26 protein-coding genes are annotated in these 22239 nt (G+C 62.0%); 15 read left to right on the forward strand and 11 right to left on the reverse strand.

Annotated features, from left to right (window positions below):
- The first annotated feature begins 37 nt into the window (after window positions 1–37).
- From ABVN20_RS23555 to ABVN20_RS23570, 4 genes are all read left to right on the forward strand, one after another.
- A complete protein-coding gene (locus ABVN20_RS23555) occupies window positions 38–970 on the forward strand; it encodes a 3-keto-5-aminohexanoate cleavage protein (RefSeq protein ID WP_368558152.1) in 933 nt (310 codons plus the stop codon).
- A 93-nt stretch (window positions 971–1063) separates the two neighbouring features.
- Window positions 1064–1942 (forward strand): SMP-30/gluconolactonase/LRE family protein, encoded by an 879-nt coding sequence (locus ABVN20_RS23560; protein ID WP_368558153.1) that lies wholly within the window; start codon window positions 1064–1066, stop codon window positions 1940–1942.
- A gap of 76 nt (window positions 1943–2018) precedes the next feature.
- On the forward strand, window positions 2019–3341 hold the full coding sequence (locus ABVN20_RS23565) for an MFS transporter (RefSeq protein WP_368558154.1): 1323 nt from the start codon (window positions 2019–2021) through the stop codon (window positions 3339–3341).
- Between the two features lie 71 nt (window positions 3342–3412).
- Window positions 3413–4753, forward strand: coding sequence for an MFS transporter (locus ABVN20_RS23570; protein WP_368558155.1), 1341 nt, complete (start codon window positions 3413–3415; stop codon window positions 4751–4753).
- 247 nt (window positions 4754–5000) lie between these two features.
- On the opposite strand, the gene ABVN20_RS23575 is transcribed toward ABVN20_RS23570, so the two are convergent.
- The 4 genes from ABVN20_RS23575 to ABVN20_RS23590 form a co-directional block, all read right to left on the reverse strand.
- A complete protein-coding gene (locus tag ABVN20_RS23575) occupies window positions 5001–6293 on the reverse strand; it encodes a sorbosone dehydrogenase family protein (protein WP_368558156.1) in 1293 nt (430 codons plus the stop codon).
- Window positions 6290–6718 (reverse strand): DUF2231 domain-containing protein, encoded by a 429-nt coding sequence (locus tag ABVN20_RS23580; protein WP_368558157.1) that lies wholly within the window; start codon window positions 6716–6718, stop codon window positions 6290–6292. Before ABVN20_RS23580 ends, ABVN20_RS23575 begins: the two co-directional genes overlap by 4 nt.
- Window positions 6719–6862: 144 nt before the next feature.
- Window positions 6863–9112, reverse strand: coding sequence for an ATP-binding protein (locus ABVN20_RS23585; RefSeq protein ID WP_368558158.1), 2250 nt, complete (start codon window positions 9110–9112; stop codon window positions 6863–6865).
- Window positions 9109–9717, reverse strand: coding sequence for a biliverdin-producing heme oxygenase (locus tag ABVN20_RS23590; RefSeq protein ID WP_368558706.1), 609 nt, complete (start codon window positions 9715–9717; stop codon window positions 9109–9111). The genes ABVN20_RS23585 and ABVN20_RS23590 overlap by 4 nt, the downstream gene beginning before the upstream one ends.
- 156 nt (window positions 9718–9873) lie before the next feature.
- Here ABVN20_RS23590 and ABVN20_RS23595 point away from each other — a divergent pair, with 156 nt between their 5' ends.
- Together ABVN20_RS23595 and ABVN20_RS23600 are read left to right on the forward strand one after the other, a co-directional pair.
- Window positions 9874–10014 (forward strand): hypothetical protein, encoded by a 141-nt coding sequence (locus ABVN20_RS23595; protein WP_368558159.1) that lies wholly within the window; start codon window positions 9874–9876, stop codon window positions 10012–10014.
- Between the two features lie 16 nt (window positions 10015–10030).
- Window positions 10031–10417: a hypothetical protein gene (locus ABVN20_RS23600; protein WP_368558160.1), complete on the forward strand. Its 387-nt coding sequence runs from the start codon at window positions 10031–10033 to the stop codon at window positions 10415–10417.
- 2 nt (window positions 10418–10419) lie between these two features.
- On the opposite strand, the gene ABVN20_RS23605 is transcribed toward ABVN20_RS23600, so the two are convergent.
- The gene (locus tag ABVN20_RS23605; protein WP_368558161.1) at window positions 10420–11169 is read right to left on the reverse strand and encodes an SDR family oxidoreductase; all 750 of its coding nucleotides are present in this window, start codon (window positions 11167–11169) and stop codon (window positions 10420–10422) included.
- Window positions 11170–11269: 100 nt separating this feature from the next.
- On the opposite strand from ABVN20_RS23605, the gene ABVN20_RS23610 reads away from it, so the two are divergent.
- Window positions 11270–12175: a LysR substrate-binding domain-containing protein gene (locus ABVN20_RS23610; protein ID WP_368558162.1), complete on the forward strand. Its 906-nt coding sequence runs from the start codon at window positions 11270–11272 to the stop codon at window positions 12173–12175.
- Here ABVN20_RS23610 and ABVN20_RS23615 read toward each other — a convergent pair.
- A complete protein-coding gene (locus ABVN20_RS23615) occupies window positions 12155–13033 on the reverse strand; it encodes an AraC family transcriptional regulator (protein WP_368558163.1) in 879 nt (292 codons plus the stop codon). The genes ABVN20_RS23610 and ABVN20_RS23615 overlap by 21 nt on opposite strands.
- A 137-nt stretch (window positions 13034–13170) precedes the next feature.
- Between ABVN20_RS23615 and ABVN20_RS23620 the strand changes: the two genes are divergently transcribed.
- The 3 genes from ABVN20_RS23620 (at window position 13171) to ABVN20_RS23630 (ending at window position 15068) form a co-directional block, all read left to right on the forward strand.
- The gene (locus tag ABVN20_RS23620) at window positions 13171–14241 is read left to right on the forward strand and encodes an aldo/keto reductase (protein WP_368558164.1); all 1071 of its coding nucleotides are present in this window, start codon (window positions 13171–13173) and stop codon (window positions 14239–14241) included.
- Between the two features lie 20 nt (window positions 14242–14261).
- Window positions 14262–14774, forward strand: coding sequence for a nuclear transport factor 2 family protein (locus ABVN20_RS23625; RefSeq protein ID WP_368558165.1), 513 nt, complete (start codon window positions 14262–14264; stop codon window positions 14772–14774).
- An 84-nt stretch (window positions 14775–14858) separates the two neighbouring features.
- Window positions 14859–15068 (forward strand): DUF2945 domain-containing protein, encoded by a 210-nt coding sequence (locus tag ABVN20_RS23630; RefSeq protein WP_368558166.1) that lies wholly within the window; start codon window positions 14859–14861, stop codon window positions 15066–15068.
- A 54-nt stretch (window positions 15069–15122) separates the two neighbouring features.
- Here ABVN20_RS23630 and ABVN20_RS23635 read toward each other — a convergent pair whose 3' ends face one another.
- Window positions 15123–16010 carry an NAD(P)/FAD-dependent oxidoreductase gene (locus ABVN20_RS23635; RefSeq protein WP_368558167.1) on the reverse strand — a complete coding sequence of 296 codons (888 nt, stop codon included), beginning with the start codon at window positions 16008–16010 and terminating at the stop codon, window positions 15123–15125.
- A 141-nt stretch (window positions 16011–16151) separates the two neighbouring features.
- Between ABVN20_RS23635 and ABVN20_RS23640 the strand changes: the two genes are divergently transcribed.
- The gene (locus ABVN20_RS23640; RefSeq protein WP_368558168.1) at window positions 16152–16580 is read left to right on the forward strand and encodes an Rrf2 family transcriptional regulator; all 429 of its coding nucleotides are present in this window, start codon (window positions 16152–16154) and stop codon (window positions 16578–16580) included.
- A 12-nt stretch (window positions 16581–16592) separates the two neighbouring features.
- Here ABVN20_RS23640 and ABVN20_RS23645 read toward each other — a convergent pair whose 3' ends face one another.
- On the reverse strand, window positions 16593–17270 hold the full coding sequence (locus ABVN20_RS23645; RefSeq protein ID WP_368558169.1) for a TetR/AcrR family transcriptional regulator: 678 nt from the start codon (window positions 17268–17270) through the stop codon (window positions 16593–16595).
- Window positions 17271–17377: 107 nt separating this feature from the next.
- Between ABVN20_RS23645 and ABVN20_RS23650 the strand changes: the two genes are divergently transcribed.
- Window positions 17378–18043 carry a M24 family metallopeptidase gene (locus ABVN20_RS23650; RefSeq protein WP_368558170.1) on the forward strand — a complete coding sequence of 222 codons (666 nt, stop codon included), beginning with the start codon at window positions 17378–17380 and terminating at the stop codon, window positions 18041–18043.
- Between the two features lie 18 nt (window positions 18044–18061).
- Here the strand turns inward: ABVN20_RS23650 and ABVN20_RS23655 are convergent, their stop codons facing one another.
- Window positions 18062–18196, reverse strand: coding sequence for a hypothetical protein (locus tag ABVN20_RS23655; RefSeq protein ID WP_368558171.1), 135 nt, complete (start codon window positions 18194–18196; stop codon window positions 18062–18064).
- Window positions 18197–18407: 211 nt separating this feature from the next.
- Between ABVN20_RS23655 and ABVN20_RS23660 the strand changes: the two genes are divergently transcribed.
- The 3 genes from ABVN20_RS23660 to ABVN20_RS23670 all read left to right on the forward strand — a co-directional run bounded on the left by ABVN20_RS23660 (window position 18408) and on the right by ABVN20_RS23670 (window position 20874).
- Window positions 18408–19604, forward strand: a complete 1197-nt coding sequence (locus ABVN20_RS23660) for an MFS transporter (protein ID WP_368558172.1) — start codon at window positions 18408–18410, stop codon at window positions 19602–19604.
- Between the two features lie 82 nt (window positions 19605–19686).
- The gene (locus ABVN20_RS23665; protein WP_368558173.1) at window positions 19687–20619 is read left to right on the forward strand and encodes a LysR family transcriptional regulator; all 933 of its coding nucleotides are present in this window, start codon (window positions 19687–19689) and stop codon (window positions 20617–20619) included.
- Window positions 20620–20649: 30 nt separating this feature from the next.
- Window positions 20650–20874: a hypothetical protein gene (locus tag ABVN20_RS23670; RefSeq protein WP_368558174.1), complete on the forward strand. Its 225-nt coding sequence runs from the start codon at window positions 20650–20652 to the stop codon at window positions 20872–20874.
- A 199-nt stretch (window positions 20875–21073) separates the two neighbouring features.
- On the opposite strand, the gene ABVN20_RS23675 is transcribed toward ABVN20_RS23670, so the two are convergent.
- Both ABVN20_RS23675 and ABVN20_RS23680 read right to left on the reverse strand, forming a co-directional pair.
- Window positions 21074–21748 carry a polysaccharide lyase family 7 protein gene (locus ABVN20_RS23675; protein WP_368558175.1) on the reverse strand — a complete coding sequence of 225 codons (675 nt, stop codon included), beginning with the start codon at window positions 21746–21748 and terminating at the stop codon, window positions 21074–21076.
- 233 nt (window positions 21749–21981) lie between these two features.
- Window positions 21982–22191 carry a hypothetical protein gene (locus ABVN20_RS23680; protein WP_368558176.1) on the reverse strand — a complete coding sequence of 70 codons (210 nt, stop codon included), beginning with the start codon at window positions 22189–22191 and terminating at the stop codon, window positions 21982–21984.
- Between the last annotated feature and the right edge of the window lie 48 nt (window positions 22192–22239).

The following is a 22239-nucleotide window of genomic DNA, read 5'->3' on the forward strand; positions in this document are numbered from 1 at the left end:
TTAACTTTCTCGTCAAGAACAAGAATGGAGAATACGCATGTCCAAAAAACGCCCAGTCATCATCACCTGCGCTGTCACGGGCGCCATTCACACACCGTCAATGTCGCCGCATCTGCCGGTCACGCCCCAGGAAATTGCCGACGCCGCCATCGGTGCCGCCGAGGCCGGCGCGTCCATCGTGCACCTGCACGCCCGTGATCCATTCGACGGCCGGCCCAGCCAGGACGTCGACCTGTTCCGCCAGTTCCTGCCGCAGATCAAGGCCAAGAGCGACGTGGTGATCAACATCACCACCGGCGGCGCGCCGACCATGGGCGTGGAAGAGCGCTTGCAGCCGGTGGCGCAACTCAAGCCGGAACTGGCGTCGCTGAACATGGGCTCGATGAACTTCGGCCTGTACGAAATGCTCGACCGTTTCACCGAGTTCAAGCACGACTGGGAGCGGCCTTACCTGGCCGAGAGCGACGACCGGATCTTCCGCAACACCTTCCGCGACATCGCGCACATCCTCAACGCCTGTGCCGAGAACCACACCCGCTTTGAAATCGAATGCTACGACATCGGCCACCTGTACACCGCCGCGCACTTCCTGCAACGCGGGCTGCTCAAGGCGCCGATCTTCATCCAGTCGGTGTTCGGCCTGCGGGGCGGCATCGGTGGGCACCCGGAAGACCTGGCGCACATGCGTCGTACCGCCGACCGTCTGTTTGGCGACGCCTACCAGTGGTCGATCCTTGGCGCCGGGCGCAACCAGATTCCGCTGGGCACCATGGGCCTGTCGATGGGCAGCCATGTGCGTGTCGGCCTTGAGGATTCGTTGTGGGACGGCCCGGGCAAGCTGGCCGCTTCCAACGCCGATCAGGTCAAGCGGATCCGCACCGTGATCGAAGCCCTGGGTTGCCGAGTGGCAACGCCTGACGAAGCGCGGGAAATGCTCGACCTGAAGGGCAAGGACCAGGTCGATTTCTGATCGCGCCGGCGCGCCCGGCAGAGGTGCCAGTGATCGGCACCTCTGCCCCTTGAAAGTACTGACCTCTCCATAACAACAAGACGGAGGTGACACATGCGTATCGAAATCGTGGTCGACGTGAAGACCACGCTCGGCGAAGGCCCGGTCTGGGATGTCGAGCAACAGCGCCTGTACTGGATCGACAGCTTCGACGGACGGGTGCTGCGCTGCACCGATGACGGGCGTGAGCTGCGCGCCTGGGATGTGGGCCAGAAAATCGGCTCCATGGCCCTGCGCAAGCGGGGGGATGCGGCGATCGTGGCGTTGCAGAACGGCCTGTACAACCTCGACCTGCCCAGTGGTGACCTGGAGTTGATCGTCGATCCCGAGCCCGGCCTGCCACATAACCGTCTCAACGACGGCAAGGTCGACCGCCGGGGCCGCTTCATCGTCGGCTCGATGGACACCCAGGAAGACCAGGCCAGCGCCAAGCTCTATCGGCTCGACCCCGACCTGAGCCTGCACACCCTGGACGAAGGCATCATCGTCTCCAACGGCCCGTGCTGGAGCCCGAGTGGTGACACCTTCTACTTCGCCGACACCTGGTCCGGCGAGATCTGGGCCTACGACTACGACACCACCAGCGGCGCCGTCAGCAACCGTCGCACGTTCGCCGCGGTGGACACCTCGGGCGGTGGCGGGGCGGATGGTTGCACCGTGGATGCGGAAGGGTGCCTGTGGCAGGCGCTGGTCTATGCCGGCAAGTTGGTGCGCTACAGCCCGGACGGCCAGGTAGACCGCGTCATCGACATGCCGGTGAAAAAGGTCACCAGCCTGACCTTTGGCGGGCCGAGCCTGGACACCCTGTTCGTCACCTCCATGGCCAGGCCACCGCTGCCGCGCTTCCCCGAGGATGGCCAGCAACGCGGCGCGCTGTTCGCCATCACCGGCCTTGGCGTCAAAGGCATTGCCGAACAGCGCTTCGCCAGTTGATGGATGAACGACCGAACCGTTAAGGACAACCAACCTTCTCTCGACAGGGCGTGAGCGGCACGCCTGGAGATGTCCCATGCAAAATAACAAGAATGCATCGCTGGGCAAGATTCACCGCTTTTCGTGGGTTTCGCTGTTGGTGTGCTGGCTGATCTGGATCCTCAACGCCTACGACCGCGAGATCGTGCTGCGCCTGGGTCCTACAATTTCCAAGCACTTCGACCTGTCGGCGGACCAATGGGGCACGGTGGCCACCGTGGTCATGCTGGCCCTGGCCGTGCTGGATATTCCCGGCTCGATCTGGAGTGATCGCCATGGCGGTGGCTGGAAACGTGCGCGCTTCCAAGTGCCCCTGGTGCTGGGCTACACCGCGCTGTCCTTTCTCTCCGGCTTCAAGGCGCTCAGTGGCCATCTGGCCAGCTTCATCGCCCTGCGCGTCGGCGTAAACCTGGGGGCGGGCTGGGGTGAGCCGGTCGGCGTCAGCAACACCGCCGAATGGTGGCCGGTGGAGCGCCGCGGCTTTGCCCTGGGCGCGCACCACACCGGTTACCCGATTGGCGCGATGCTCAGCGGCATCATCGCCAGCTTCGTGATCAGTACCTTCGGCGAGGACAACTGGCGTTACGTGTTCTTCTTCGCCTTCGTGGTGGCGCTGCCGCTGATGATCTTCTGGTCGCGCTATTCAACGGCCGAGCGCATCACCCAGCTCTACGTCGACATCGCCGCCAAGGGCATGACCCCGCCGGACAGCACGCCATCGACCAACGTCAAGGGCCAGGCCTGGGCCACCTTCAAGGCGACCCTGCGCAACCGCAATATCGCCCTGACGGCGGGTAACACCATGCTGACGCAGGTGGTGTACATGGGCGTCAACATCGTTTTGCCTGCGTATCTGTACAACATCCTCAACCTGTCGCTGGCCGAGTCCGCGGGGATGAGCGTGGTGTTCACCCTGACCGGCATCCTCGGGCAACTGATCTGGCCTTCGCTGTCGGACATCATCGGCCGGCGCGTGACGCTGATCATCTGCGGATTGTGGATGGCGGCCAGTGTCGGTGCGTTCTACTTCGCCAACACCACGCTGATCATCATCGTCGTGCAACTGCTGTTCGGCCTGGTGGCCAACGCCGTCTGGCCCATCTACTACGCGGTGGCTTCCGATTCGGCGCAGCCGGCGGCGACCTCGACGGCCAACGGCATCATCACCACGGCGATGTTCATCGGCGGCGGTATTGCACCAGTGCTGATGGGCACCCTTATCAGCATGGGCGGTGGCTGGACCACGCTCGATGGCTACACCGTGTGCTTCTTCGTGATGGCCGGGTGTGCGTTGGGCGGGGTGCTGCTGCAAATGTTCTCCCACCGCCCTCAAGTGCTGGTGGCCCAACCGGACGTCTGATGTTTTTTTTGCGCCCGGTGGTCTGAACCGTCGGGGCTTTCAACAGTCGCAACTGCCAAGAGGTTTGTGCAATGACAATAACAAGAAGCAGAGAAGTACCTGATACCCCCCGGGATTCGGCGACGATCAACAAATTGATGTTCGTCAAGCTGATGCCGTTGCTGATCGCCGCCTACGTGCTGAGCTTTCTGGACCGCACCAACATCGCCCTGGCCAAGCATCACCTGGATGTCGACCTGGGCATTTCGGCGGCGGCCTACGGGCTGGGTGCCGGGTTGTTTTTCCTCACCTACGCGCTGTCGGAGGTGCCCAGCAACCTGATCATGCACAAGGTCGGCGCACGGTTCTGGATCGCCCGGATCATGGTGACCTGGGGGCTGATCTCGGCGGCCATGGCTTTCGTTCAGGGCGAGACCTCGTTCTACGTCCTGCGTTTGCTGCTGGGTGTCGCCGAAGCGGGTCTGTTCCCCGGCGTCATGCTGTACCTGACTTACTGGTTCGGACGTGAACAACGCGCCCGTGCCACCGGCTACTTCCTGCTGGGGGTGTGCTTTGCCAACATCATCGGCGGGCCGCTGGGCGCCGCGTTGATGGAGCTGGACGGTGTCTGGGGCTGGCGCGGCTGGCAGTGGATGTTCGTGCTCGAAGGCTTGCCAGCGGTGTTCTTCGCCATGGTGGTCTGGAAGAAATTGCCGGACCGCCCCAGCAAGGCGCCGTGGTTGAGTGCCGCTGAAGCCGCGCAGATCGAACAGCAACTGGCTGCCGAAGCCGAGGAGGGTGCAGGCCACGGCGGGCACTCGTTCAAGCAATGCCTGACCCCGCAGATCCTGTTGGCGATCCTGGTCTACTTCTGCCATCAGATCACCATTTACACGGTGATCTTTTTCCTGCCCGGCATCATCAGCAAATACGGGGCGTTGACTACCTTGCAGGTCGGCATGCTGACATCCTTGCCCTGGCTCGCGGCGGCCGTCGGCGCCATCGCCTTGCCGCGTCTGGCCACGACGCCCGCGCGTTCCCGGCAGATGCTGGTGGCGGGCTTGCTGACCATGGCGGCGGGCCTGGGCATCGCGGCGCTGGCGGGGCCGGTCATCAGCCTGCTGGGCTTTTGTATCTCGGCGGTGATGTTCTTCGTCGTGCAGTCGATCATTTTTCTGTACCCGGCTTCGCGCCTCAAAGGGGCGGCGCTGGCCGGCGGCCTGGGCTTTGTCAATTCCTGTGGGCTGCTCGGTGGGTTTGTAGGCCCGTCGGTCATGGGCGCGATCGAGCAAAGTACCGGCAATGCCATGGACGGTATGAAGGTGGTCGCCGTCATTCTCGTGCTGGCTGCCTTCGCCGCGTTGCGTTTGCGTCAGGGGCAGGAAGACAAACAGGAAAAACCTCAGTTGCAGGGCCGTCGGCAAACGGCTTGAACGGGTAGTGAGCCTGGACCTCTGTGGGAGCGAGCCTGCTCGCGATTGGCGCCCTGAAAGTCCGCGGTGCCTGGACGTTCATCGCGAGCAAGCTCGCTCCTACAGGGATCTGGGTGTACGCATTGTTTGTGGTGGACCGAGAACCTTGTGGGAGCGGGCTTGCTCGCGAATTGGCCGGGACATTCAACATTGATGGTGCCTGACACGCCGCCATCGCGAGCAGGCTCGCTCCCACAGGTTTTGGGTTTTATTTATTGCGTGTGACACGCCAGATGGTATTGGCCAGGTCATCAGCGATGATCAGCGCGCCCCGCGGGTCGACCGTCACCCCAACAGGTCGGCCACGGGTCTTGCCATCCGAGCCGCGGAAACCTGTGGCAAAGTCGATCGGCTCTCCATCAGCCTTGCCATTGCGGAACGGCACGAAGATCACTTTGTAGCCCACCGGATTGTCCCGGTTCCAACTACCGTGCTCACCGACGAACACGCCCTCGGCGAATTTGTCGCCCATGGCGGCGGTGGAAAAATCCACGCCCAAAGCGGCGACGTGCGAGCCCAGGCTGTAATCCGGTTTGATCGCCGAGGCGACTTTCGTCGGGTTCTGTGGCCGTGCCCGCGTATCAACGTTCTGGCCCCAGTAGCTGTAGGGCCAGCCGTAGAACGCGCCTTCTTTCACCGACGTCAGATAGTCGGGCACCAGATCGGGCCCCAGTTCATCGCGCTCGTTGACCACCGCCCAAAGCGTGCCGGTGCCAGGCTGGATTTTCAGCGCCGTAGGATTGCGCAGCCCGGTGGCATACGGCTTGTGGGCGCCGGTCTGGGCGTCGATCTGCCAGACCATGGCCCGATCCACCTCCACCTCCATGCCGCGCTCGGTGATGTTGCTGTTGGAGCCAATGCCCACGTATAGCGAGCGCCCGTCTTCGCTGATGGCCAGGGATTTGGTCCAGTGGTGATTGATCGCAGATGGCAGGTCGGTGATTTTCGTCGGCATGCCGTTGGCCTTGGTCTGGCCCTCGGCGTAATCGAAGCTGACCAGAGCGTCCTGGTTGGCCACGTAGATTTTACCGTCGGCATAGGCCAGGCCGTACGGCGCATTGAGATTTTCGGCGAATACCGTTTGCAGCTCATATTTGCCGTCGCCATCGGCATCACGCAGCAGGGTCAGGCGGTTGCCACCCTTGACCTGGGTGTTGCCCTTGGCCTTGATGTAGCTGGCGATCACATCCTTGGGCTTGAGCTTCGCTGCGTTGCCGCCACGGCCTTCGGCCACCAGGATGTCACCGTTGGGCAGCACCAGGGTCTGGCGCGGGATTTTCAGGTCGCTGGCAATGGCGGTGACGCTGAATCCTTCGGGCACGGTCGGCTTCTGCTCACCCCAGGCCACTGGCTCGGCGATTTTCATGCTGGGCAGCAGGCTGCGCTGGGGCTCGGGCATTTTCGGGTCGGGACCACGGGCTTGCTGGCTATCGGCTTCTCCACCACAGGCACTCAGCAGCATCGCCAGGGTCAGGGTGGCGACTGGATACATAGGTTTCATCGTGCACCTCCCGAGCGCAGGTTGGTGAGACCGGTCCACGCCGAAACGCAGCTCAGCAGGGTAACGATGACTGACAGGATCAGGCCCGAGGGCATGACCGCCCAGGCATCCTTGGCATGTTCGAAGGCGTTGATCAACCCCAGCACCCAGGTGATCAGCAATAGCAGGAAATACAAAGTAGGCCTGCCGGCTTTGGGGTGGGCCTGTAGCAGGTTGACCAGCGCAAACAGCAACGCAAGCCCGCAGAACACCAGGCCCCCGGCGATCAGCCAGGAGGCGAAATTGCTCCACTGGATCTGGTAGGTGTTGGAGTAGGCGATGTCACTGAGCAAGCCCCCGAGAAAAAGGGCCACGGCGCCGCCAAGCAGGACCGCGTGCAGCGGTCCTGGCGTGATTCGCGCGAAGGGGTAGGTGGTGTCGGTCACAGCAGATCCTCATCGGTTGTCGACCCGGCACTGACGGATAGCGCGTGTGCACTGATCCATCAGGCTGCGCGCTGGGTGCACGCAGTAAAGGTGATCACGATGCGGGTGCCTAAGTTCAAAGAAATGCCGTGCCGAGCATTCGGATTACTCAGGAGTATCGACAGCCGCCGGCATGGTAAACCTGAACAACGCACCTTGCCCCGGCGCACTTTCGGCGACGATGCGTCCACCATGGGCCTCGACGATCCCCTGCGTGATATACAGGCCCAGCCCGGTGCCATTCGGGTTGCCTTCCTTGGCGGTCCAGTAACGATCGAACACATGGGGCAGGTGGTCCTGGGGAATGCCTTCGCCGCTGTCTTGCACGGTGAAGACGATGTCGCCGCCGGATGATTTCGCGTGCACACCGACGGTGCCCAGGCGCGGGGTGAATTTGATTGCGTTGCTGACCAGGTTCGACAGCACCTGGAACAACCGCTCGGGGTCGGCATGGATGCGCAGGTCGGGATCCGCTTCGAAGGAAATGCTGATGTCCTTGTCCAGCGCCAGGGGCGCGAGCAGTGCTTGGGCCTCCTCGAACATCTGTGTGACGTCGAGCTTTTGCGGTGTGATGGTGTAGCGCCCGGCGTCGATCTTGGAGGTATCGAGCAAGTCTTCGAGCAGGGTATTCATGCGCCCGGCGGCCTGTTGCATGGTGTCGATTGCGGTAGCAATGCGTCGCGAGGTGTGCGGGCCGTCGGAGCTGAAGGTCTTTTGCATCATGCCGCAGAGCATGGAGATGACCGTCATCGGGTTGCGCAGGTCGTGGGAAACCACGGCCACCAGATCATCCCGCGCACGCACGGCCTCCTGTTCACGACGGACCTGGCGAGCGAGGTCGTTTTCCAGTGCCGAGCGGCGCAGGTCGTTGGCGGCGAAGAGGTCGCCATGGCTCCACTTGGTGGAGATCCCGGCCATCTCCACTTTCCAGATTTCGAAGGATGTGCGCGGGCGCAGGCGCAGGCCGGCGTCAGAGTTTTCCAGGTCCAGCGGCTTTCTCGGGTCGCCACTCCATTTGACGTTCTCTTTGACTTCCGGACGGAACCACATCACGCCGTTGTCTACCGGTTTGGGCAGGCTCATGGCGAGCACGCCGCTGGCCACTTGCTGATAGTGAGCGGCCGGTGGATAGACGCTGGCCAGGTGATGACTGGCGAACACCGGCTCGCCGCGTTCCTGCAGCCATTTATGCAGCGCACGGATCTGCTCGGGTTCCGGGCAATTGCCATAACGGTGCAACTGCTTGTCTTCGATGATCGCGATACCGCCGGCCTGGGCCAGCGCCATCAGCACTTGCGGTTGCCGGGCCAGGCCGTCGAAGACATTCTGCGGCGAGTCGATCATGGCTTGGTTGAGCAGTGCCAGCGCTCCGAGCTTTTCGTCACGCTGGCGGCTGAGTTCCAGGGCCTCCATGGCGCTGATCTGCAACGACAGCACCTGGCCGATGGTCTGGCAGGCGGTGCGCAATTCGTGCGGAACATGCAGTGGCTGGCGGTTGCCGCAACTGATCAGGCCCCAGAGTTGATCACCGCGCATCAGCGAGATGCTCATTGACGACAACACCCCCATGTTCTTCATGTACTGGCAGTGGATCGGCGAAACGCTGCGCAGGGTGGCGAAACTCAAGTCCAGTGGCGTTTGCGTGTCGGGACGCAGCTTCGGTACCAGCGGCACCGGCTGATAGTCGGCATTCGGGATGATTCGCAACCAGTTGATGCGATACAGCTCGCGGGCCTGCTCCGGAATATCCGAGGCCGGGAAGAACAGTCCGTTGAACAGCTCCATCGATGGGTCGGAGGCTTCGGCGATCACCTGACCGTGGCCTTCCTCCTCGAAACGGTAGATCAGCACCCGGTCATAGCCGGTCATGGCCTGGATTTCCTTGACGCTGATGTCGTACAGCGCTTGCAGCGTAGTCGCCGCTTGCAGGCGCTGGAGCATGCGCCCCAGGTTTGTCTGATTGCCGGCGACGTTGCGCGGCTGGAAATTCTCCACGTGGATCTCCAGCTCCAGAATCAACACCCCTTGATGGCGATGCAGCAAACCGTCGAACGCGGTGCCGTTGACCCTGAAATGCAGGGGAGGGGCGTCGAACAGTGTCGGTTGCTGCAACGCTTCACGCACGGCTTTGGTGTGCGCGTCACCGATCAGGCTTTGCAGCGGGCGGCCAATCAGTGTCTGTGGTTCGCGTGCGAGCAGGGTGTCGACGTTGGCGCTGACCTGGATGATCTCCAGTCCAGGCTCGGTCAGGGTCAGCAGCAGCCCGTGGGGCTGAATCGCCCCCGGAAAGCGGATGGGTTCGTCCGCACAGTTGGCCAACAGCTGTTCAAACGCGTCTTTGTCTTGTGGTGTCATAGCAGAACCTCCCGGCTTTGCAGCCAGCGTTCGAAACAACTGAATGTGGAGTGCGCCGCCTTGACCACGCTTTCGCGCTCGTCGGCGGTCATGGGGCGATTACCCAGGTAGTCGATGAAATCACGCCAGCGCCGCCCGGTCGCGGCACCGTAAATATCCAGGAATGCCGCGCCGTTTTCGGCGCCCAGGTCCAGCCTGGCAGCGATTTCACGGCGCAGAATCTGTCCGCCGAGCGTCGCGCCTTCCAGCACGTAAAGCACACCCAGGTACGCCGCGCCGGAGTCGATGATCGGTAGCTCGCGGCAGACGGGCAGGCTGTCCAGCGCGTTCCCGGGCATCCCCAGGGCCTGCAAGTCACTACGCAGCGTCGGGGTTTTCATTCGGGTGTTCAGGTCAAAATCTGTGGGGGCCGACGTGCAGTCCTGCAGCGCGGCTTCCAGCGGCCGATAAAAACCGTAATAGGCCTGCATCAGGCGCTCAAAGGCCTGGAGATCGAGCGAGTCGGAGAAAAACGGCAGGCGTTTTTCCAGGGCAATGTGCAGTTCGGCAGTGCCGGTGCGCAGATCCTGGAGTACGCGGGGAATATCTCGGGTCGGTGTTTGCATGGTCATAAACTCTAATCCGACCTCGTTATGGCCACGACTGAAAAAATGCGGGTGGCATACTACAGTCATTGGGACGCGAGGGGGACGAGTGTTTTTCTGATTCCGATGGCAGGTTCATGGTTAACTGACCGCCATTTAAAGGGGAGGTTTCGTATTATGGACAATGCATTCAAGCAACCACTGTTCGTCGTCGGGTTGCCTTTGCTGGTGATTGGCATCAGCACCGGGAACACCGCTTTCTGGGTGCCAGGGCTGGTGTTCATGGTCATCGGCTGGACCAAGCGCTCGAAGCGCTGAGCCGGGAGGGCGTTTGATGCAAGTGCAGAACAAGGCCCTGATGTTCTTCAAGCGTCACCGATACGTGGTGCTGGGCTTGATGATCGCGGCGACACTGGTGAACGCCTTTGCCCGTTTCACCGGGCATTGGCAGCCGTTCTGGAGCGTGGTGATGCTGCAGGCCTTGTTCGGTCAGGTGGTATTCAACTATCTGCGTGATGGAACGGTCCAGTTCGCCCCGGGTGGCGGCCTGTCCAAAGACGCGGACCCGCTGGGCCGTGCGGCGTTGACGGCGTTTGCACTGGCGGTGTATCTGGTGGCGTTCGGTTATGAAGGCCACCCGCGCGAGCCGTCGGTCCATGACAAACGACCTGGCGACTGGACGATGCCGACCCGGGAAGAAATCGGGGGCAAGAGGCCCTGAGTTCAGGTCAGGGACATCCCGCCGTCCACCAGAAGCTCAATGCCATTGACGAAGGTGCTGTCAGCCGAGGCCAGGTACAGCGCGGCACGGGCCAGTTCCTGCGCCTCACCGAGCCGCCCTGCAGGAATCATCTCACCCAGCATTTTCAGGAAGTCCGGGCGCTGCTCATCTGAAACCCCCAGTTTACCGATGATCGCGGTGTCGACAGGGCCAGGGCTGAGCACGTTCACGCGGATGCGACGGGCGCGCAACTCCAGCGCCCAGCTGCGGGCAAACGCGGCGATGGCGGCCTTGCTGCCAGCGTAGACCGCGTGATTCTCCAGCACTTTGGTCGCAGCCAGGGAGCTGGTCAGGATGATGCTGGCCCCGTCACGCAGCACGGGCGTGATCGACTGGACGCCGAAGAACACGCCGCGGGTGTTGATGTTGAACTGCGTGTCGTAATCCTCTGGCGAGACCTGCGCGGAGGGCTGCAGGGTGATGACACCGGCATTGGCCATGTAGATGTCCAGTGCGCCAAAGCGTTGCTGGATCCGGGCGGCCAGATCCTCATGATGTTCCAGGCTGGCCACGTCGCCCTCGATGGCGATCGCACCATGGCCAATGGTTTCGATGGCCTGATCCAGAATATCCTTGCGCCGACCCGTGATGATCACTTGTGCGCCTTCACGAGCGAACAGGCAGGCGGATGCCAGGCCGATGCCGCTGTTACCACCTGTGATGACCGCTACCTTACCTTCGAGACGCTTCATCTGCTGACTCCGATGATGGATGTTTCGACGTATTATGCGGCGCGTGTTTCCAGCAACCAGTCCTGCACACAGCACATCAGTTGTGCCTCGGAGTCACAAGATGTCCAGCCTGTTGAGCCAGTCGAGCAGCCTCATTGCCTTTGTCCGGGTGGTGGAGGCCGGCTCTTTCAGCGCCGCGGCGCGCAGCGTCGGCACGACGCCGTCGGCGATCTCCAAGAGCATTTCGCGCCTGGAAAAAAAGCTGAATGTCACGCTGTTTCGCCGTTCCACCAGAACCCTTGGCCTGACGCCGGACGGCTATCTGTTCTTTGAGCGTGTAGCCCCTTTGTTGCGCGCGCTTGAGGATTCCGAAGATGCGATACGGCCGACCGGCACGGTGCGCGGGCATTTGCGGGTGAGCATGCCCAGCGAGCTGGGGCGCTTGTTATTGCCGCGGATCGGCTCGTCGTTTCTGGCCGAGCATCCGGAGGTCGACATCGACCTCAACTTGCTCGATCACCACGTGGACCTGATCAGTGAGGGCTATGACGTGATCTTCCGCGTGGGTTCGCTGGGGGACAGCAACCTGCGGGCCCGGACGCTGGCGCGCATGGACATGGCATTGGTGGCGTCCCCCGACTTTCTTCAGGCCCGCGGTCAACCCGCCACGGTGGATGATCTGCGTGACCTGCCGTTCGTGCGCTACCAGTTGAGCGGGCGCACCTTGCCGATTCTCTTCGAGAACGGCGAAACGTTATTGCCCAAGGGACGCATCGGCCTGGACTCCGGCTTCGGCCTGCGTACGGCAGCCATCGACGGCATGGGCGTTGCCTACCTGATGCGCTGTATCGTCCAGCAGGATCTGAACGAAGGGCGGCTGGTGCAACTGCTGGAGAAGCACGCGCTGCCCGCACTGGAGCTGCATGCGGTGCACGCGTTCGGCAGCAACACGCCGATCAGGGTCAAACTGTTTACCGACTTTGTGCAGAAGCAGGTGCAACAGTTGTCACGGAGCGGCGTTGCGTAGCCGTTCGGCGTCCTTGCCCGGCGGCAACCCGAACAGGCGCACGTAGTCGCGACTGAACTGCGAAGGGCTGTCATAACCCACGCGATAGCCGGCACCCGCCGCGTCGAAGGCGTGCGCCACCATCAGGCGTCGAGCTTCCTGCAGGCGCAACTGACTGCGAAACTCCAACGGGCTCATGGCCGTGACGGCCTTGAAGTGCGCGTGAAGCGTAGAGCGGCTCATGCCGGCGATGTCGGCAATTTCTTCGATCCTGCAACTTTGCTGGTAGTGGCTGCGTATCCAGGCGATGGCCTTGGCTATCTGACTGAGGCGGCTGTCGGCACCGGCCATCTGGCGGACGGCGCCACTGGTCATGAGCAACCGATAGAGCATTTCGCGAATGATCAGGGGCGCCAGTTCGGCGATGTCAGCGGGCGTGTCCAGCAACCCGGCGAGCCTCACGGCCGCGTCCAGCAGCGGCGGCGTGGTGGCGTTGAGTTCGATGGCAGACCCAGGACCACCAAGGGTGCCATCGGCGGGGTGACGCAGCGCCAGATCACTGAGCACGCCCATATCCAGATTGAGCACCAGGCACAGATACGGTGCCTGCTCGCTGGCCTCGATGACCGAGCCCATCACCGGGATGTCCACTGAAGCCACCAGGTAGGTGGCCGCGTCGTAGATGTACGAGGTGGTGCCGACCGCCACCTGCTTGCGGCCCTGAGCAATCAGGCACAGGGTCGGCTCATACACCACCGGCATGGGCACGGTCGGCGAACCCGAGCGCACCAGAGTGACGCCCGCAATCGGTGTGTCGTGAAAGCCGTCAGACGGCGCGTGACGACTGATCAGCTCGATCAGGCTTGGCAGTGATCCCATGCGTACTCCGTTCAACGTCGCTCCGCGTTCGCGGATTATCGTGCAAGAACCCGGGATTATCCGTCTACGGGCCGGCACGCCGTGGCAGGCAGACTCATTCCTTACAGGTCAGACCCCACTTCTGTAAGGAGGCCATCATGCCCACAATCACTGCACTCGACCACTACCGCCTGCTCGGACGATCAGGTATGCGCGTCTCGCCGTTGGCCCTTGGCACCATGACCTTTGGCGCCGATTGGGGCTGGGGTTCGGATGAAGCCGAGGCCCGGCAGATTTTCGATCACTATGTCGATCAGGGAGGCAACCTGATCGACACCGCCGTCAACTACACCAACGGGGCTTCCGAGCGCATCCTGGGCCAGTTTCTCAAGGGCAAGCGTGATCGTTTGGTGGTGTCGACCAAATACACCATGGCGCGAGATCCGAGTGACCCCAACTCGGGCGGCAACCATCGTCTGAATCTGATGCGTTCGGTGGAAACCAGTCTGCGGCAACTCGACACCGACCGGATCGAGCTGCTGTACCTGCATGCCTGGGATTTCACCACGGGTGCCGACGAGGTCATGCGTGCCCTCGACGACCTGGTCCGTGCCGGCAAGGTGTTGTACCTGGGCATCTGCAACACCCCGGCGTGGAAAATCGCCGAGCTGCAAACCCTCGCCACTCTGCGTGGCTGGGCGCCGTTGGTGGCATTGCAGATCGAGTACAGCCTGGTGGAGCGCAGCGTCGAGCACGAGTTGATGCCGATGGCCGAAGCCATGGGCCTGGGCGTCCTGCCGTGGTCGCCGCTGGGCGGTGGCATCCTGACGGGCAAATACAGTCGCGATGACTTGAGCCACGCGAGTGAGGCGGGTGTTTCCGCGACCCGCAAAGGGGTGATCAGCTCGTCCGGGCACCTGAATGAACGATCCCTGCACATCGCCAGCGTCGTGGCGTCCATCGCTGCGCAAACCGGCGCGACGCCGTCCCAGGTGGCGCTGGCCTGGACGTTGCTCAACCCCGCCGTGGTGGCACCTGTCATGGGCGCCAGGACGCTGGCCCAGGCCCAGGACAATCTGGGGGCGTTGCGTCTTCAGTTGAGCGCTGAGCACATTGCCCTCCTGGATGATGCCAGCGCACCCGAGCCGATCTTTCCCGGACGCTTCGTCTCCCGGCCGATGGTGCAGCAACTGATCTTCGGCAGCACTCGCCCGCAAACGTCGGCATGACATCCACAGGAGGTCTCTTCATGGACTTGTTTCCAGGCATACGCACAGTGGCCCTTGCCGCGCTGATAGGGATGGCGGGGGTGTCAGGCGCCGCCAGCGCCGACTCGACGATGGATATCGAAGCACGTAACAAACAACGGGTCAGCGAAGCCTTCGACCGCTGGGCCGCTGGCGGAACCACGTTCTTCAGCGACATGCTGACGCCTGACATCGTCTGGACCATCAAGGGTTCCAGCCCCAGCGCTGGCGTGTACCGGGGCATTGACGCTTTCGTCGCGCAAGCCGTTCAGCCGTTCGTGTCCCGCCTGTCGAGCCCGGTGCGGCCGGTACGCAAACAGGTGTGGGCCGATGGTGACCACGTGATCATCCAATGGGAGGGCGTCGCCACGGCGCGCGACGGGCAGGCCTATCACAACAGCTATGCGTGGATCTTCCACATGCGCGATGGCAAAGCGTTCGAGGCGACGGCCTTTCTTGATCTGGCGCCTTATGAGGATGTGTTGCGGCGTGTGCCTGCGCAGGCGATGAGGTAGTCCATCAGCGGTTTCCCTGATCCAACTGAATTTCTCCCCGCGCCGCCGTTCAACACGCTTACATGCAAACGTGGAGGCAGGGCCATGAGTACAACCTTCAAGGTGGGTGACGCAGTGCGCTGGAACTCGGAGGCCGGGGAGATACAGGGCAAAGTGGTGAAGGTCCATGTCAAGGATGTCGAGTTCATGGGGCGGCATCGACCGGCGTCGAAGGACGAGCCGCAGTATGAGGTCAAGAGTGACAAAACCGGCCATCTGGCGATGCATCACGGCGAGGCGCTGCATCGCACCTGAAGGCTGTCATCGCGTTTGGACTGCCGGCTCCGGGGCGAACGGAGCCGGCGGTTATCAATCGCGAAAGATCAATGAGTGGTGCGCCGCGCCGCCCGTGCGAGCACCGTCGCCGACCGCAATGGCCACATTCCCTGCGGCCACGGCGGCGTCGCCACAGGCGAATACCCCCGGCACACTGGTTTCGCGCATCGCATCGACCTTGATGAACGGCCCCATTGGCCCATCCTCGAATACACAGCCCAGCAAGGCGGGCAGGGGACTGGCCATGCGTGTGCGTGGCTGGGTGAATAGCCCCGCGAGCGGGATGACGCGGCCGCTGGCGAGGGTCACGTCCGCGTGCTCGCCATCGACCGATACGACACGTTCGTTTTCCACCTGAACACCACGCTTGCGCAGCTGTGCCCATTGATCGGCATCGGGCTCGAACACGCCGTTGAGGAAGAAGGTGGTGGGGCCCCAGTCAGGCAGCATCAACGCATGGTGGATGGCCAGAGGCGAGGCAGCGAGTACGCCAATCGGCCCGCCGTCCAGTTCGTACCCGTGGCAATACGGACAATGGAACACGCGTTGCCCCCAACGCTGCGCCAGGCCGGGAACATCGGGCAGTTCATCCACCACGCCCGAAGCGAGGATCAGGCGTTTCGCGGCAAAATGTGCGCCGTCACTCGTCGTCACAGCGAATGCAGCGCCTTGACGGGTGGCACTGACGGCGGATTGCGTGCGCCATTCGACGGTCGGATAAGCCAGCAACTGCGCGCGTGCCTCATCGGCTATTGCGCCAGGGTGACGGCCATCCTGGCCGAGAAATCCATGGGAATGATCAGCGAAGCGATTGCGCCGTTGACCGGCATCGATCACCAGCACCTTGCGGCGCGCACGCGCCAATTGCAGGCCGGCGGAAACGCCGGCATAGCTGCCGCCCACGATAATGACGTCGAACATTGGATCTATCTCCCTGGGTCCTGGACCCGCTCAAGGCATTCAAGACACAACGTAAGTTACGTGAAGTCGATGCGTCAATAGTCTTGTAACGTTAATTGTTTCGTGGGAGGCTGCGAGCATCCCTCCACAACGACGCTCCCGATGAGAAACGACACCCGCCTGTCCCGCATGCTGCACGTGCTGATTCACATGGCGCGCCAGGACAAACCCGCGACGTCCGACGCCATGGCGCAGATGCTGGGCACCAACCCGGTGGTGGTTCGCCGAACCATGGCGCTGCTCAAGGAACAGGGTTATGTGCGTTCGGAGAAAGGGCATCGGGGCGGGTGGACACTGGCCAAGCCTCTGGCCGAGATCACGCTGCTGGACATCCATCAGGCGTTGGGCGGTGCATCGGTGTTCGCCATTGGCTTATCGACCGACCACCCGCAATGCCTGGTGGAACAGGCCGTCAACGCGGCGCTCACCGATGCGTTCGATGCCGCGCAGGCGCTGCTATTGGAGCGCCTGGGTGATGTGACGCTGGAGCAACTGGCGAGTGATTTCGAAGGGCGCTTCCAGGCGCTTTAGGGCACCAGGCATTCACTCGGGGTTGGTGCAGGATTTTTTCCCTTTTCCCTTTTCGACTTTCGGCACGGCGCCGCGCATCACCATGCGCGTAATGGTGGCTGCGGCGATCTCGTAGTCGGCATCGCTCGGCGCACCGTTGATCAGCGCCATCTGCCAGCCGAGGTTGGTGTAGGTGCGGGTGGCCGACCAGAGAAACAACATCAAATGCTCAGGATCGACGGGCGCCAGCAGGCCCGCATCGATCCATTCGCGCAGGCACTCGACGTTGCGCCGGGCCTCGCTCTCCAGCAATTGCTTGCACTGCTCCGGCAGTTGCTTGCCTCCCAGCAGCAGCTCGTGGCTGAAGATCTTCGAGGTCAACGGGTTTTCCTGAATGATGCGAATCCTGGCCCGTATGTAGGCTTGCAGGGCGATGGCCGGGTCGGTGCTTTCCCGAAGAACAGCCGATGCCTGCAGCAACGGTTCGAGGAAACTCAGCAAGACTCGGGCATAGAGGTTTTCCTTGCTCTGGAAGTAGTAATAGAGATTGGCCTTGGGCACGCCCGCGCGCGCGGCAATATCGCGAGTCTGGGTGGCGTCGAAGCCTGCCGCGGCAAACTCTTCGCTGGCGGCCTGCAGGATCAGCGACTGGTTACGTTGGCGGATCGAGGGCTGCGCAAGGCGCCCGGGTGAGGTTTCAACGGTTGCCATAAGGTGGTTTCGAGGCGTAGGCCATGGTTGATTCAAGGTCCGGGAATATCGCAATATACAAAACTATACAGCGCATGACCTGCGCTTTCTTACGAAAGGAATCCATCATGACGACAGCGTTCAATCCCAAAGAAGCGGTGGGAGAGCGTTACGCGCTGGAATCAATGCGCTACGCACAACAAAGAACCTGGCAGGCCATTGATGAGATCGCCCGGGTCATCAAGCCCGGCATGCTCGAGTCCGAGGCCGTGGCACAGGGCAAACTGGTATTGTCGGAACTGGGCATGGACCGCATCTGGCACCCGCTGCTGATCCGCTTCGGCGCCAATACGCTCAAGTCCTTCAAGCAACGCTCCGAAGGCGATCCGGTGCTGGGTGAAGACGACATTTTCTTCATCGACATGGGCGTGGTCTGGCAAGGCCATGAAGGGGATGCCGGCGCTACCTTCACCACCGGCTCCGACCCGCAGATGCGCGCCTGCGCCGCGGCGGCCAAGACCCTGTTCGATCAGGTCGAAAGCTTCTGGCGCAGCGAGCGGGTTTCCGGGGTGGCGCTTTACGACTTCGCGCGCGATCAGGCGCAGGAAATGGGCTGGAAGCTCAACCTGGACATCAAGGGGCATCGGGTCAGCGATTTCCCCCACGCGATCTATCGCGGTGGCGATCTGGGGGATTTTGCCGAGTACCCCAATAACGGCCTGTGGATCCTGGAGATCCAGCTGGCCCATCCTGAGCTGCCCTATGGCGCGTTTTATGAGGATTTGTTGATCTGATTGGTGGCGGCGTGCTTGTCACGCCACCATGCAGACCCAGCGATGATCATGCCGGTACGGCGCCCGAATGAACGCGACATCCGACACCAGCGTCATGCCGCGTTCCTGCAACGCCTCGGTCAGTTGTACCAGTGTCTCTGCTTCGATCGTCATGGCTGTTCACCTCGTCAGATTTGCTGTGTACATAGTTCTTGACCGGGCGGGCAGGCGGCTAATTCAAATTTTCTAATGCCGCGATTGAGCAGTGACGATCCTCGCGACCGTTGCGCATCACGCATCACTGCATTGCCCGCAGGATGGATTCTCGGTGTGGAGCAGGGCCCGTAGCCTTGCCACCACTTTCTCCTAACACCGAGGTGTCACCATGCTCACGGGCAATCCTGCAGCGATCGGGGCTGAACAGCCTGCTTCGCTCTCCGGCCTGATGGTCGCGTTCCTGGCGTTCTGCTGTGGCGCGGTCGTGGCCAACCTGTATTACGCACAACCGATCGTCGAACTGATCGCACCGCAAATCGGCCTGTCCAGCGCCAATGCCAGCCTGATCGTGTCGCTCACCCAGTTCGGCTACGCGCTGGGTCTGTTGCTGCTGGTGCCGCTGGCCGACCTCATGGAAAACCGCCGTCTGGTGGTGGGCTTTACCCTGGCGGCCAGCGTGGTGCTGGCGTATGCCGGGTTCACGCATTCGCCGTCGATGTTTTTGCTGCTGTCACTGCTGATCGGCCTCACCTCGGTGGCGGTGCAGATCCTCGTGCCGCTGGCCGCGCACCTGGCGCCGGAAGCCACACGCGGCCGGGTGGTCGGCAACATCATGAGCGGCCTGCTGCTGGGCATTCTGCTGTCGCGACCACTGTCCAGCCTGCTGGTGGACGTGTTCGGCTGGCGCGGGGTGTTCTACAGCGCGTCGGTCCTGATGACGGTCATTGCGCTGATCACCGCCGTGGCATTGCCGCGCCGTGTACCGACGCATCAGGCGACTTACCCGGCATTGATCGCTTCGGTGTTTGCCCTGGTGCGCCGCCACTCGATCCTGCGTCAGCGTTCGCTGTATCAGGGCCTGTTGTTCGCCAGCTTCAGTCTGTTCTGGACCCTGGCGCCCATCGAACTGATCCGCCACCACGGTTTCAGCCAGTCGCAAGTCGCGATCTTCGCCCTGGTGGGAGCGGTGGGCGCGGTGGCGGCCCCGATTGCCGGACGCCTGGCCGACGCCGGACATGGACGTCGCGGTACGCTGGTGGCCTTGCTGCTGGCGCCGGCTGCGCTATTGATCGGTGCGTTGCCGGGCAGCAGCTACCTGTGGCTGGTGGTGTGTGCGGTGCTGCTGGATTTCGCCGTGCAACTGAACATGGTACTGGGCCAGCGCGAGGTATACGCCATCGACCCGCACAGCCGGGCTCGCCTCAACGCCGTGTACATGACCAGTATCTTCGTCGGCGGCGCCCTGGGTTCGCTGGTGGCAAGCCCGCTCTACGAGCACTTCGGCTGGCATCTGTCGGCGGTGGCCGTGGCATTGCTGCCGACACTGGCGCTGGTGATGTTCCTGGGGCGCAAGGCCCATGCCTGAGGCTCGCGAGCACAGGTCTACAAGACGATTGGCGAACGTTGGTGCACAATCAGCCCCGTTCCCTTTCGACCGGACCCCGCTGATGGACAAGTTGCTGGCACTGAAGATGTTTGTTGAAACCGTTCGCTGCGGCGGTTACTCCTCGGCGGCGCGCAAGCTCGGTATTTCGACCTCTTCGGTGACCCGTCAGGTGGCGGGACTGGAGCATGAACTGGGCGCCAGCCTGCTCAACCGCACCACCCGCCACACCAGTGTCACCGTTGCCGGCCAAGCCTACTTCGAGAAGGCGGTGGCCATTCTCGACGCCATCGACGAAGCCGACGCCGTGGTCACCGACCGCGGCAGCGATGCACAAGGGCGCTTGCGCGTCAGCGTGCCGGTCGAATTCGGCCGGCGCATCATCGCGCCGCAACTGGGTCGCCTGCTCGATCGGCATCCGGGCCTGGAAATCAGCCTGTCACTGAGCGATCAGGTCGGTGACCTGCTGAGCGAACAGATCGACGTGTCCGTGCGCCTGGGCTCCTCGGTGGTCAGCGAAGACATCGTCAGCAAGCGCGTAGGTGCTTTCCAGCGCTGGGTGGTGGCGAGCCCGGATTACCTGCGCGAGCAGGCGACACCGTGTCATCCGCGCGATCTGCTGGAACATCAGTGCCTGCGCTTTGACTACGCCGGGGCGCATCAGCACTGGACGTTCCAGGGCGATGAAGAAACCATCCAGCTCAATATCCATGGCCGCCTGCAAAGCAACAACGCCGACATCCTGCGTGAAGCCGCCATCGCTGGCAGGGGCGTGGCCCTGGTGGCCGACTGGCTGGTACGTGACGACGTCGCGGCCGGCCGCCTGACACGGGTGCTGGAACAGTATGAGGTCAACCCCGGCAGTGCGAGCAGTTGCATCAATGCGTTGTACCTGCCCAATCATCGGGGGTCGAGCCGGATCAATGTGTTCATTGATTTTCTCGAGGAGATACTGGTGCCTGACGCAGCTTTTGAAAAAAACGCCGCTGCGGATTAAAGTTCGCACGACTTGCCCAAGGAATCATGGATGAAATTTCTGACTGCTTTCAGCCAGGCGGCTCAACGCTTTGGCAACCGGTTTTCCAATTTGCAGATTCGCGTGTTCGCTGGCCTGCTTTACGCGGCGCATTGGCTGGTGCCATGGGCGATTCCTTCCTACGATTCGCCGTTACTCGGCGTCTTTGCAATCACGCTGTTCGTGCTGACGCTGGGGCGCAAGCGATCGCAACCGTTCGAACCTGATGCGCAGTAGAGGGGTAAGGTTTTAGTCTGTAGTCGGTGTATGGCGGTATCAGGGAATCGCTGATGTACGAAATTTCGTCACTCGAATAAGATTCATTCGTTCGCCCTGCCAGCTGTTTCAGAGAAATGCTGAGTGGCCGCAACTGGTCAGGGTGGGCATATTTCTTCAGCCCGTGGAGGGTGCCGGTCTTTCCCGGCTGTCAGCCTGTTCAGGCGTGAGTGATCAGCAGGTCACTGATGATGCAGATCGAGCCATCCTCTGGCGGCGTGGCGTCAGTGAAATCAATCTGGTTGTAGACACCCCCGTGGAAACTGAACACCTGCGAATTCCAGGAGGGGTCTAGCTGCAGGTCGCCGGACGTTCCGACATTGCCGTTGTAGTCGACCGTGACCCGGGCGATGCCGGCAGAGGCCACCTTGATGATGACCTGGAATTTACCGCCCAACGGCACGCCCTTGAGCACTGTCGAGTTGACCGGCGTCGTCTGGTTGAAACTCTGACGGAAGCCCATGGTGATATTGCCCTTCTGCCAGAACACCTTGATCGCCGGGCTGTCGTCATTTTTCACATGCATCTGCGAGATGACGACCTTCTGGGCCGAGTTGACCTTGGTTACGGTCATCTCCTGATAATTGATATGAGTGGCCGCGCTGGAAAGCGCCCAGTACACCGACTCCTTCCACTCGCAGCGCGTGCGGTGCGTGCTCTTGCTGGAAGCGCCCCTGGTTGGCGCTGACAGTTGCAGCGAGCCGTCCGCCAGAACGGTGACCACACTGGGAAACTGCGCAATGGCTTGTGCCCCGTTGAGCTCCAGTGCAACCGGGTTGGTTGCGGATACGGCTACCGGTGTCGCGATCGTTAGATTACTGATGTTTACGCCCATCATCCTTCTCCGAGCTGGTAAAAATCATTGGCCTGGCACGATTGCCTTCCAACCGTGATGCGTAGGTTGTGACTGGATGGGGAAGGGGTTGATCAGGGGAGGTGACGAACGGGATGATGGCGTTTTCAACGCCATAGGCTTCAATAGCGCAGATTTTGTCCTCGGGGCGAGGACAGCGGTCAGGTGTTGATCGACTCTGGAGGGAGGGCTCTAGCTCCAAGCCTTCGCCATTCTCACTCCGGCGCCATCAACACCGCCAGCGTCAGCTTGATGAACTCTTCATTTCTGTCGATCACCTCCAGGGCCGCATGCACGTTTTCGGCAAGGTCCGCGGCACCCTGTTGCTCAGCCCAGTTGGCCAGCTCCATGATGGCGCTTTCCAGGGCGAGCTGGTTCTCGTTGATTTTGTACAGCAGGGAAGGGAGCAGGTCGGAATTTGGCATTGAGAGTCCTCTGTGATGAGGAAAGCCTAGCACCGGCTGGGATGATTG

Source organism: Pseudomonas sp. MYb118, from assembly GCF_040947875.1.
Lineage (GTDB): Bacteria > Pseudomonadota > Gammaproteobacteria > Pseudomonadales > Pseudomonadaceae > Aquipseudomonas.